11 protein-coding genes are annotated in these 10,839 nt (G+C 60.0%); 9 read left to right on the forward strand and 2 right to left on the reverse strand.

Annotated elements, in window-relative coordinates:
• Position 1: 1 nt before the first annotated feature.
• The 5 genes from ACP7EW_RS06170 to ACP7EW_RS06190 all read left to right on the forward strand — a co-directional run bounded on the left by ACP7EW_RS06170 (position 2) and on the right by ACP7EW_RS06190 (position 4,851).
• The gene (locus ACP7EW_RS06170) at positions 2-1,534 is read left to right on the forward strand and encodes an inactive transglutaminase family protein (RefSeq protein WP_038847322.1); all 1,533 of its coding nucleotides are present in this window, start codon (positions 2-4) and stop codon (positions 1,532-1,534) included.
• A complete protein-coding gene (locus ACP7EW_RS06175) occupies positions 1,534-2,520 on the forward strand; it encodes an alpha-L-glutamate ligase-like protein (RefSeq protein WP_033901220.1) in 987 nt (328 codons plus the stop codon). Before ACP7EW_RS06170 ends, ACP7EW_RS06175 begins: the two co-directional genes overlap by 1 nt.
• A 99-nt stretch (positions 2,521-2,619) precedes the next feature.
• Entirely contained in the window at positions 2,620-3,963 is a 1,344-nt protein-coding gene (gene pabB, locus ACP7EW_RS06180) for an aminodeoxychorismate synthase component I (protein ID WP_426215946.1), read from the forward strand.
• Positions 3,964-4,192: 229 nt separating this feature from the next.
• The gene (locus tag ACP7EW_RS06185) at positions 4,193-4,495 is read left to right on the forward strand and encodes a type II toxin-antitoxin system HigB family toxin (RefSeq protein WP_426215948.1); all 303 of its coding nucleotides are present in this window, start codon (positions 4,193-4,195) and stop codon (positions 4,493-4,495) included.
• Positions 4,495-4,851 (forward strand): helix-turn-helix domain-containing protein, encoded by a 357-nt coding sequence (locus tag ACP7EW_RS06190; RefSeq protein WP_177112708.1) that lies wholly within the window; start codon positions 4,495-4,497, stop codon positions 4,849-4,851. The genes ACP7EW_RS06185 and ACP7EW_RS06190 overlap by 1 nt, the downstream gene beginning before the upstream one ends.
• A gap of 12 nt (positions 4,852-4,863) precedes the next feature.
• On the opposite strand, the gene thrH is transcribed toward ACP7EW_RS06190, so the two are convergent.
• Positions 4,864-5,481: a bifunctional phosphoserine phosphatase/homoserine phosphotransferase ThrH gene (thrH, locus tag ACP7EW_RS06195; RefSeq protein ID WP_095017258.1), complete on the reverse strand. Its 618-nt coding sequence runs from the start codon at positions 5,479-5,481 to the stop codon at positions 4,864-4,866.
• Positions 5,482-5,632: 151 nt separating this feature from the next.
• Here thrH and ACP7EW_RS06200 point away from each other — a divergent pair, with 151 nt between their 5' ends.
• The 3 genes from ACP7EW_RS06200 to ACP7EW_RS06210 all read left to right on the forward strand — a co-directional run bounded on the left by ACP7EW_RS06200 (position 5,633) and on the right by ACP7EW_RS06210 (position 8,968).
• On the forward strand, positions 5,633-6,367 hold the full coding sequence (locus ACP7EW_RS06200; protein ID WP_003214958.1) for a phosphoadenylyl-sulfate reductase: 735 nt from the start codon (positions 5,633-5,635) through the stop codon (positions 6,365-6,367).
• A gap of 344 nt (positions 6,368-6,711) precedes the next feature.
• The gene (locus ACP7EW_RS06205) at positions 6,712-8,238 is read left to right on the forward strand and encodes an NCS1 family nucleobase:cation symporter-1 (RefSeq protein ID WP_038847340.1); all 1,527 of its coding nucleotides are present in this window, start codon (positions 6,712-6,714) and stop codon (positions 8,236-8,238) included.
• 13 nt (positions 8,239-8,251) lie between these two features.
• Positions 8,252-8,968: an aspartate/glutamate racemase family protein gene (locus tag ACP7EW_RS06210; protein ID WP_426215951.1), complete on the forward strand. Its 717-nt coding sequence runs from the start codon at positions 8,252-8,254 to the stop codon at positions 8,966-8,968.
• On the opposite strand, the gene ACP7EW_RS06215 is transcribed toward ACP7EW_RS06210, so the two are convergent.
• Positions 8,949-9,878 carry a LysR family transcriptional regulator gene (locus tag ACP7EW_RS06215; RefSeq protein ID WP_269131682.1) on the reverse strand — a complete coding sequence of 310 codons (930 nt, stop codon included), beginning with the start codon at positions 9,876-9,878 and terminating at the stop codon, positions 8,949-8,951. The two genes, ACP7EW_RS06210 and ACP7EW_RS06215, sit on opposite strands and share 20 nt — an antisense overlap.
• A gap of 126 nt (positions 9,879-10,004) precedes the next feature.
• Here ACP7EW_RS06215 and ACP7EW_RS06220 point away from each other — a divergent pair, with 126 nt between their 5' ends.
• Positions 10,005-10,751 carry a 3-oxoacyl-ACP reductase family protein gene (locus ACP7EW_RS06220; RefSeq protein WP_033901224.1) on the forward strand — a complete coding sequence of 249 codons (747 nt, stop codon included), beginning with the start codon at positions 10,005-10,007 and terminating at the stop codon, positions 10,749-10,751.
• Positions 10,752-10,839 lie beyond the last annotated feature (88 nt).

Genomic DNA, 10,839 nt, shown 5'->3' on the forward strand with positions numbered 1-10,839 from the left:
AATGCGCTCTCTGACCCTGCACCTGAAAATCCTGATCGCCATCCTGGTGGTGTTGGGTATTTCGGTCACCGCCTACCAGATCTTCGTATTGGGGATCCCCGTCACCGAGGACGCCACCGACGACTTGTGGAACATCGACGCCAAGGTCGAGTTCGTCGCCAACCCGAAAGACCCGGTGAAGATTCAGATGTTCGTGCCGCCCCTGAGCCGCGACTTCGTCAGCCTCAACGAGAGCTTTATCTCGAACAACTACGGCGTGAGCGTCAACCGCACCGACGGCAACCGCAAGGTGACCTGGTCGGCACGCCGCGCCAAGGGCAACCAGACCCTGTATTACCGCCTGGTCCTCACCAAGCGTTACAGCGGCGAAAAGGTCAAGGTCAAGGGCCCGACCTTCCGCGACAGCATTGCCGTGGAAGGCCCGGAGAAAATCGCCGCCGAAGCGCTGTTAGCGCCGATCCGCCAGCACTCGGCCGACGTCGAGACCTTTATCAGCGAAGCCATCAAGCGCACCAACAACCTCAATGACGACAATGTAAAGCTGCTGCTGGCCGGCGACCCGTCAACGCCGCACAAGGCCAAGATCGTCGAATTGCTGCTGTCCATCGCCCATGTGCCGGTGGAGAAGGTCCACACCATCCGCCTGGTGGCCGACCAGCCGCAAACCCCGGAACTGTGGCTGCGCAGTTTCAACGGCAATGACTGGTTGTACTTCAACCCGGAAACCGGCGAACAAGGTTTGCCCACCGACCGCCTGCTGTGGTGGACCGGTGATGAAAACCTGATCACCGTCGATGGCGGCAAGAAGGCCATGGTGACCTTCAGCCTGAACAACAGCGAAATGAACGCGATTCGCCTGGCCAAGCTGACGGACGAGAACACCGACGCCAACTTCCTCGAATACTCGCTGTACGGCCTGCCGCTGCAAACCCAGCAGACGTTCATGATCATGGTGATGATCCCGATTGGCGTACTGGTGATCTTGATCCTGCGCAACCTGATCGGCCTGCAGACCCTGGGCACGTTCACGCCGGTGCTGATCGCCCTGGCGTTCCGCGAGACGCAACTGGGCTTCGGGATTGTGCTGTTCACGATTATCACGGCGCTGGGGCTGTCCCTCAGGTCGTACCTGGAACATTTAAAATTGCAGATGCTGCCGAGGCTGTCGGTGGTGCTGACGTTCGTGGTGGTGCTGATCGCGGCGATCAGCCTGTTCAGCCATAAGCTGGGGTTAGAGCGTGGGTTGTCGGTGGCGCTGTTCCCGATGGTGATCTTGACCATGACCATCGAACGCCTGTCGATCACCTGGGAAGAACGCGGCGCCAACCATGCGCTGAAAGTGGCGATTGGTACGCTGTTCGCCGCATCGCTTGCGCACATCATCATGAGCGTGCCGGAGCTGATCTACTTTGTGTTCACCTTCCCGGCGATCCTGTTGATCCTGGTGGGCTTCATGCTGGCCATGGGTCGTTATCGTGGTTACCGCCTGACCGAGCTGGTGCGTTTCAAGGCATTCTTGAAGGCTGATAAGTAATGTTCGGTTTCTGGAAGACCTGGAAGGCCCTGGAAGCGCGAGGGATCATGGGCATCAACCGGCGTAATGCCGACTACGTGCTCAAGTACAACAAGCGCAGCCTGTACCCGATCGTGGATGACAAGATCATCACCAAGGAGCGCGCCCTGGCCGCCGGTATTCATGTGCCGGAGATGTACGGGGTGATTTCCACCGAGAAGGAAATCGACAAGCTCGACGACATCATCGGCGGGCGCAGCGACTTCGTGATCAAACCGGCCCAGGGCGCCGGCGGTGACGGCATCCTGGTGGTGGCGGACCGTTTTGAAGGGCGCTATCGCACGGTGTCCGGCAAGATCATCAGCCATGAAGAGATTGAGCATCAGATCTCCAGCATCCTCACCGGCCTGTATTCACTGGGCGGCCACCGCGACCGTGCGTTGATCGAATATCGCGTGGTGCCTGACCAGATCTTCAAGAGCATCAGCTATGAAGGCGTGCCGGACATTCGCATCATCGTGTTGATGGGCTATCCGGTGATGGCCATGCTGCGCTTGCCGACGCGCCAGTCGGGCGGCAAGGCCAACCTGCACCAGGGCGCCATCGGCGTGGGCGTGGACCTGGCGACCGGCCTGACCCTGCGTGGCACCTGGCTGAACAACATCATCACCAAGCACCCTGACACCACCAACGCGGTGGACGGCGTGCAACTGCCTAACTGGGACGGTTTCATGAAGCTCGCGGCGGGCTGCTACGAGCTGTGCGGGCTGGGTTACATCGGCGTGGACATGGTGCTGGACCAGGAGAAAGGCCCGCTGATTCTTGAGTTGAATGCGCGGCCAGGGCTGAATATCCAGATTGCCAACGACTGCGGCCTGACCCTGCGTACGCATGCGGTGGAAGCACGGCTGGAAGCACTGAAAGCCGCTGGCGTGACGGAAACGCCGGAGGAGCGGGTGAAGTTTGTGCAGGAAATGTTTGGGCATATTCCGCCCGTCGAAGGTTAACGCGACTTTTCATCGCCCTATCCCCGACATCCCCTCTAGGAGCAAATCCTACAGGGGACTACAATCCCCTCCCCCGCGCCAATGGCTGATCCACCCCGCATGTCGACCTGCTCTGTATACCCACTGCCTTACCAGGCCAACCCCGCTGCGTATTTTGCGGCGATCCGCCATGCGCCTGGCGCGGTGCTGCTGGACAGCGGACGTCCGGCAGCCGAGCGCGGGCGTTATGACCTGCTGAGTGCCTGGCCACAAGCGACATTGACGGTATCGCCCGACGAAAGCGGTGTTGATTTCCTGCAACGCTTGCGGGCAAATCTTACGCAGTTGGGCAAGGCGGATCTGCCTGCTGGCTATAAGCTGCCGTTTGCGGGTGGACTGATTGGTTACCTGAGCTATGACTTTGGTCGCCATCTTGAGCACATGCCGCACCTTGCCGCAGACGATTTGCACCTGCCAGACGCGCGGTTCGGGTTATATGCCTGGGCATTGATCAGTGACCATCAGGCGCAGACCAGCCAACTTGTATTTCATCCGGCCCTGGCCGAGAGCGAACAGCGGCGCTTGATCACTCTGTTCGGCCAGCCAGTCGCCCACCACGCGGCGACCTTCAAGCTTGACGGCCCCATGGCTGCGGACCTCACCGCCGAGGCCTATCGCCAGGCCATCGTGCGCATCCAGGACTACATCCAGGCCGGCGACTGCTACCAGGTCAACTTTGCCCAGCGCTTCCGCGCGTCGTGTGCGGGCGATCCCTGGGTTGCCTACTGCGCCCTGCGCGAAGCCTGCCCGACGCCATTCTCCGGGTTCCAGAGCCTGCCGGACGACGGCGCGGTGCTGAGCCTGTCGCCCGAGCGCTTCGTGCATATCAGCGAGCGCCGCGTCGAAACCCGGCCGATCAAAGGCACCCGCCCCCGCGGCCTGACACCCGAAGAAGACGCCGCCAACGCCGCCGAACTGCTGGCCAGTCCCAAGGACCGCGCCGAGAACCTGATGATCGTCGACCTGCTGCGCAACGACCTTGGCCGCACTTGCCGCACCGGCTCGGTGAGCGTGCCGGAGCTGTTCAGCCTGGAAAGCTATCCCAACGTGCACCACCTAGTGAGCAGCGTCATCGGCGAACTGGCCGATGGCAAAGACGCCCTCGACCTGATCGCCGGCAGCTTCCCCGGCGGCTCCATCACGGGCGCACCGAAGATCCGCGCGATGCAGATCATCGACGAACTGGAGCCGACGCGACGCGGGTTGTACTGCGGGTCGCTGGTGTATCTGGACGTGCGGGGCGAGATGGACAGCTCCATCGCCATTCGCAGTCTGTTGGTCAAGGATGGGCAGGTGTGCTGCTGGGGCGGTGGCGGGATTGTGGCGGATTCGCAGTGGGAGGCGGAGTATCAAGAGTCGCTGACCAAGGTGCGGGTGTTGTTACAAACACTGGAAAACCTGTAGTCCCCAGGCCACTCCTGGCTCTGCAACATAGGGCCCGGCAGCAAGAAAGATCCTGATTCAGAACGCGTGTGGACGATGAGTGAACTGGAAGATAGCGTCCAGCTCCGACCGTCCACCCGCCGTTTGTGAGGGATCACATGAAGCGTCTGCTTACTCGTCAGAATTTGTTTCCGAGATTGCATCTCAACCCAACCACACCTAATATCTCCCAAATTGGGAGGTTGCAGCGATGCGGATAATCGCGCTCTCTACCTTGCGAATATTCTGGGAAAGCCACTCAGCTTATTCCGACGCCAAAATACCTCTTGTAGAGCTGTATCGCCATATGGAAAAGGCGAATTACCCAACGCCGCAAGCGCTCAAAGCAGAGCTTAGAACGGCAAGCATTCTTAAAAGTGGCAGGGTTGTCTTCAACGTGGGCGGCAACAAGTATCGAGTGATCATGGCGATCGACTATCAGCGACAGCTTGGGTTTATACGTTTCGTGGGGACTCATGCCCAGTACGATCAGATCAACGCGGAGACCGTGTGATGAACATCAAACCTATACATTCCCATGAGGATCTAACCGCTGCGCTTGCGCGCGTGGAGCAGATATGGGGAGCGGAAATCGGCTCACCCGAGGGTGACGAACTGGAAATCCTCGCCATTCTCATCGAGAAATACGAGGCCGAGCATTTTCCAATGCCCCCTTCAGATCCGGTGGAGGCAATCAAATTCCGCATGGAACAACTGGGCATGACCGCCCGCGACCTGGAGCCCTTTATCGGTACCAGTGGGCGGGTGTCAGAAGTGTTGAACCATAAGCGCAAGTTGAGTCTGTCGATGATCAAGCGCCTGCATGAAGGCTTGCGCATCCCCTATGAGAGTTTGCTGGCAGGCGTTTGATCACGCGAATGGTTAAAGGCTCAACGCCCGATTCGACGCTTTTATGAACTCTTTCTTCAAGTCTTCAAAGGTGTGCACCGCCGGAAACTGCGGGAATTCGCGGATCACGTTTTCCGGCGCATGGAACAGAATCCCACGGTCGGCTTCGCCCAACATGGTGGTGTCGTTGTAGGAATCGCCGGCGGCGATCACCCGGTAGTAGAGGGTCTTGAAGGCCAATACCGACTGGCGCTTCGGGTCTTTCTGGCGCAGTTGGTAACTGACCACGCGATCGGTTTCGTCGGTGATCAGGCGGTGGCACAGCAAGGTCGGGAAACCCAGTTGGCGCATCAGCGGCTGGGAGAATTCATAGAAGGTGTCGGACAGGATCACCACCTGGAAGCGCTCGCGCAGCCAGTTGACGAACTCGACAGCGCCGTCCAGCGGCTTGAGGGTCGCGATGACTGCCTGGATGTCGGCGAGCTTGAGCCCGTGTTCGTCGAGGATGCGCAGGCGCTGCTTCATCAGCACGTCGTAGTCGGGAATGTCCCGGGTGGTGGCCCGCAGGGATTCAATACCGGTTTTTTCGGCGAAGGCGATCCAGATTTCCGGAACCAGCACCCCTTCCAGGTCGAGACAGGCAATTTCCACAAGACACTCCCATTTGATGTTGTTAGTTGAGCGAGCAAAAGGACTGCCGAACTCTAGCGATTCAAGCTCGCCGCCGCAACGCAGAGCGGATTTTGATACCATCGCTCCCCTATAGAGCGCTCAGCGCCAATGACCTGTAGGAACCGTCCTGATGAACCAAGCCTTCGACGTCGCTGAACTCGCCGCGACTTACGCCAACAAATCTGCCCAGGATATTCTCAAGCTGGCGTTCAGCCAGTTCGGTGATGACCTGTGGATTTCCTTCAGCGGCGCCGAGGACGTGGTGCTGGTGGACATGGCCTGGAAGCTGAACAAGAACGTCAAGGTGTTCAGCCTCGACACCGGCCGCCTGCACCCGGAGACCTACCGGTTCATCGAGCAGGTGCGCGAGTTCTACAAGATCGACATCGAGCTGATCTCGCCAGACCAGAGCAAGCTGGAACCCTTCGTCAAAGAAAAAGGCCTGTTCAGCTTCTACAAGGACGGCCATGGCGAATGCTGTGGTGTACGCAAGATCGAACCGCTGCGCCGCAAGCTCTCCGGCGTCAGCGCCTGGGCCACCGGCCAGCGCCGTGACCAGAGCCCCGGCACCCGCAGCCAGGTGGCGGCGCTGGAAATCGACACAGCCTTCTCCACGCCGGAACGCACCCTGTACAAGTTCAACCCGCTGGCGCAGATGACCAGTGAGGAAGTCTGGGGTTACATCCGCATGCTGGAGCTGCCGTACAACAGCCTGCATGAGCGCGGCTTTATCAGCATCGGCTGCGAGCCGTGCACCCGCCCGGTGCTGCCAAACCAGCACGAGCGCGAAGGCCGCTGGTGGTGGGAAGAAGCCACACAGAAGGAATGCGGGCTACACGCAGGGAATATCATCAGCAAGGCCTGACCTTCTATCTGTACACAAGAATGTCACCATTAGTGCCATTCTTGTGTGCACTTATAAAATTACGCACCGAAAAGTTACATTCTTCCCCGCCTCACTCCCCTCGCTGTTTTGCACACACTTCACCCAACAAAATAAATAGCTGTTCAAACGGTCAATTTATATTGCTTTGAATTCAGCCAGTTATTTCTTACACCTATAAAAACGAAATTACCTACAGCTTTCATAGATCAAAAACTGGCACGCAAGTGGCTTAAGGTGAAATGCGCTTTGTATACAATAAATACAAAACCTACATACACTTTGCCATCTGCGGCTTGGCTGCCGATGCGCTGGAGCCTGCCGGAATGCGTACAAGCCTCTCGAATAACATCGCACTGGATCTGCCCTCCTCCCTGAAGCCCGAAGCCATCGAGCCCGGTCCGCTGGTGCTCAGCCCACGGCTGCACAACAAGGACCTGGCACCCACCAAGGTCGAAGGCCGGCGCTGGGGGCGCTACAGCATCTTTGCGCTGTGGACCAATGACGTGCACAACATCGCCAACTACTCCTTCGCCATTGGCTTGTATGCCTTGGGCCTGGGCGGCTGGCAGATCCTGCTGTCCTTAGGGATTGGCGCGGCGCTGGTGTACTTCTTCATGAACCTGTCGGGCTACATGGGCCAGAAGACCGGTGTGCCCTTTCCGGTGATCAGCCGTATCAGCTTCGGCATTCATGGTGCGCAGATTCCGGCGCTGATCCGAGCGGTGATTGCGATTGCCTGGTTCGGTATCCAGACCTACCTGGCCTCGGTAGTTTTCCGCGTGCTTTTGACGGCCATTCATCCGGGTTTTGCCGACTACGACCACAACTCGATCCTCGGCCTGTCGTCGCTTGGCTGGGCCTGTTTTGTGGCGATCTGGCTGGTGCAATTGGTGATCCTGGCCTACGGCATGGAGATGGTGCGGCGCTACGAAGGCTTCGCCGGACCGGTGATTCTGCTGACGGTGGCGTCGTTGGCCGGGTGGATGTATTTCCAGACCGGCGGGAACATCGCCTGGTCGATCCGCGAACCGCTCAGCGGTGGCGAGATGTGGCGCAATATCTTTGCCGGTGGCGCGCTGTGGCTGGCGATCTACGGCACGCTGATCCTTAACTTCTGCGACTTCGCCCGCTCTTCGCCGTGCCGCAAGACCATCCAGGTCGGCAACTTCTGGGGCTTGCCGGTGAATATCCTGGTGTTTGCCGCGATCACCGTGCTGCTGTGCGGGGGGCAATTCCAGCTCAATGGCCGGGTGATCGAAAGCCCCACTGAAATCATCGCGGCTATCCCGAATACCTTCTTCCTGGTACTGGGTTGCCTGGCGTTCCTGATCGTCACCGTGGCCGTGAACATCATGGCCAACTTCGTCGCACCGGCCTTTGTGCTGAGCAACCTGGCGCCCAAGTACCTTAACTTCCGCCGCGCCGGGTTGATCAGCGCTACCGTGGCGGTGCTGATCCTGCCGTGGAACCTCTACAACAGCCCGTTGGTGATCGTGTATTTCCTTTCCGGCTTGGGCGCCCTGCTGGGGCCGTTGTACGGAGTGATCATGGTCGATTACTGGTTGATCCGTAAAAGCCGGGTAGACGTGTTGCAGCTGTATAGCGAAGACCCGAATGGCGTTTATTACTACAGCCGTGGGGTCAATCTGCGCGCAGTGGCGGCGTTTATTCCCGCAGCCGTGATTGCCATTCTCCTGGCGCTGCTGCCCGGTTTCGCCAGCGTGTCGCCGTTTTCCTGGATGTTTGGCGCCGGTATTGCAGGGGTGCTGTACCTGTTGATCGCCAAGCGCCAGCCGTTCTATGCCGATGTCAGCGGCGAAAGCATTGCAGTCGATAACGTCAGTCATTAATCAAGGACTTTCCATGCGTATCCTCGTGGTCAACGTCAACACTACCGAATCCATCACTGAAACCATCGCCCAGCAGGCACGCGCCGTGGCTGCGCCCGGCACTGAGATTGTCGGGCTCACGCCCTACTTCGGCGCGGAGTCGGTGGAGGGCAACTTTGAAAGCTACCTGGCGGCCATCGCGGTGATGGACCGGGTGATGGCTTACGACCAGCCGTTCGACGCGGTGATCCAGGCCGGCTACGGCGAGCATGGCCGTGAAGGCTTGCAGGAATTGCTCAACGTACCGGTGGTGGACATCACCGAAGCCGCCGCCAGCACCGCAATGTTCCTGGGCCACGCTTACTCGGTGGTGACCACCCTGGACCGCACCGTGCCGTTGATCGAAGACCGCCTGAAACTGGCCGGCCTGTACCAGCGTTGCGCCTCGGTACGGGCCAGTGGCATGGCGGTGCTGGAGTTGGAAGAAAATCCGTTGGCGGCCATGGAAGCCATCGTGCGCCAGGCCGAACTGGCCATCAGCGACGACAAGGCCGAGGTGATCTGCCTGGGTTGCGGCGGCATGGCCGGGCTGGATGAGCAGATCCGCCAACGCACCGGCGTGCCGGTGGTGGACGGTGTGACCGCCGCCGTGACCATCGCGGAGTCGCTGGTGCGGCTGGGGTTGTCGACGTCGAAGATCAGGACCTATGCAACGCCGAGGCCGAAAAAAGTCATCGGTTGGCCGCGCTGAAACGCTGGTTCAACTGCTGCTCGGCAAACTGCTCGATGATGAACTCCACAAACGCACGGGTCTTGCCGGGCAACAGTTTGTGTTCGGCGTAGTAAATGGAGATGTTGCCGTCGTCGACGTACCAGTCGGGCAGCACCCGCACCACCGCACCACTGTCCAGGAACGGCACGGCCATGGGCATGCTTACCAACGCGATGCCCAGGCCCTGGGCGCTGGCGCAGCAAGCGGCTTCGGAGTCGCTCATGGTCATGCCTGGCTTGAGCACCAGCGGGCGGTGTTCACGCTCGGTGCTGGTCAATTGCCAGGAGCGGATGCGGCCGGTTTGCGGCGAGCGGATAAGGATGCCCGTGCAGCGCGCCAAGTCCTCTGGGGTTAATACCGCCGCGCGTTGCGCCAGGTAGTCCGGCGAAGCCACCAATACCCGATGCGCGGGTGTGAGTTTACGCGCCACGACCCCCTGGGGCAGCTCAAAACCACCGCCAATGGCTGCATCGAAACCTTGGCCGATCAGGTCCACCTGGCGGTTATCGAAATGCCAGTCCGGGCTGATGTCAGGAAAACGCTGCATGAACGCCCCCAGCAGCGGCACCACATAGCGATTACCAAACACAGTGCCCATGCTGACCTTCAGCGTTCCTACCGGCCTCCCTTCGGCGCTGGCCAGGTTGGCTACCGCATTCTGGATGGTGGTGAGACTGCCGCTGACCTCTTCCAGAAACAGTTTTCCGGCTTCAGTCAGGGTGAGACGCCGAGTGCTGCGCTGGAACAACCTGACCCCCAGGCGCGCCTCCAGCTTGGCGACACTTTTGCCGACGGCTGCCGGGGTCAGGCTCAGGTGCCGCGCAGCCTCCGCAAAGCTGCCACCTTCGGCGCTGCGTACAAAGCATTCGATACTGCCAAAGCTTTCCATATCGACCCATCCTAAACTTTTGGTTTACACAGACTATAGCAATCACGGTCTACCGGGAGGGGCTGGCGAGGTCGATACTCGGTTCCAACAACAAGGCATCCCGCCTTGAACAGCTAGGAGATCGACATGACCACACAGAACCTCAGCGGCAAAGTCGCCTTGATTCAAGGCGGTTCTCGCGGCATCGGCGCCGCTATCGTCAAGCGCCTCGCGGCGCAGGGCGCAGCGGTTGCCTTCACCTACGTCAGCTCGGCCGCCAAGGCTGAAGAATTGCAGAACAGCGTGATCAGCGAAGGCGGCAAAGCCCTGGCGATCCACGCCGACAGCGCCGATGCCGGTGCGATCCGCAACGCAGTCAACGCCACGGTCGAAGCCTTTGGCCGCCTGGATATCCTGGTGAACAACGCCGGTGTACTGGCCATCGCGCCGCTGGAAGACTTCAAGCTGGAAGACTTTGACCAGACCCTGGCGATCAACGTACGCAGCGTGTTTATCGCCACCCAGGAAGCGGCCAAGCATATGGGTGAAGGGGGTCGGGTGATCAACATCGGCAGCACGAACGCCGAGCGCATGCCGTTTGGCGGTGGTGGCCCGTATGCTATGAGCAAGGCGGCGCTGGTGGGGCTGACCAAGGGCCTGGCGCGGGACCTGGGGCCTCGGGGTATTACGATCAACAACGTGCAGCCTGGGCCGGTGGATACCGACATGAACCCGGCGAACAGTGATTTTGCCGAGAGTTTGATTGGGTTGATGGCGGTGGGTCGGTATGGGCATGTCGAGGAAATTGCCAGCTTTGTGGCTTACCTCGCAGGGCCGGAAGCGGGCTACATCACCGGTGCAAGCTTGACCATTGATGGTGGTTTCAGCGCTTAACTCAGTGTGGGAGCGGGGGGGGGGGGGGGGGGGGGGGGGGGGGGGGGGGGGGGGGGGGCGGGGGGGGGGGGCCGCGGGAGGGGAGGGG

The organism is Pseudomonas sp. DWRC2-2 (assembly GCF_049897885.1).
Classification (GTDB): Bacteria; Pseudomonadota; Gammaproteobacteria; order Pseudomonadales; family Pseudomonadaceae; genus Aquipseudomonas; species Aquipseudomonas azotoformans_A.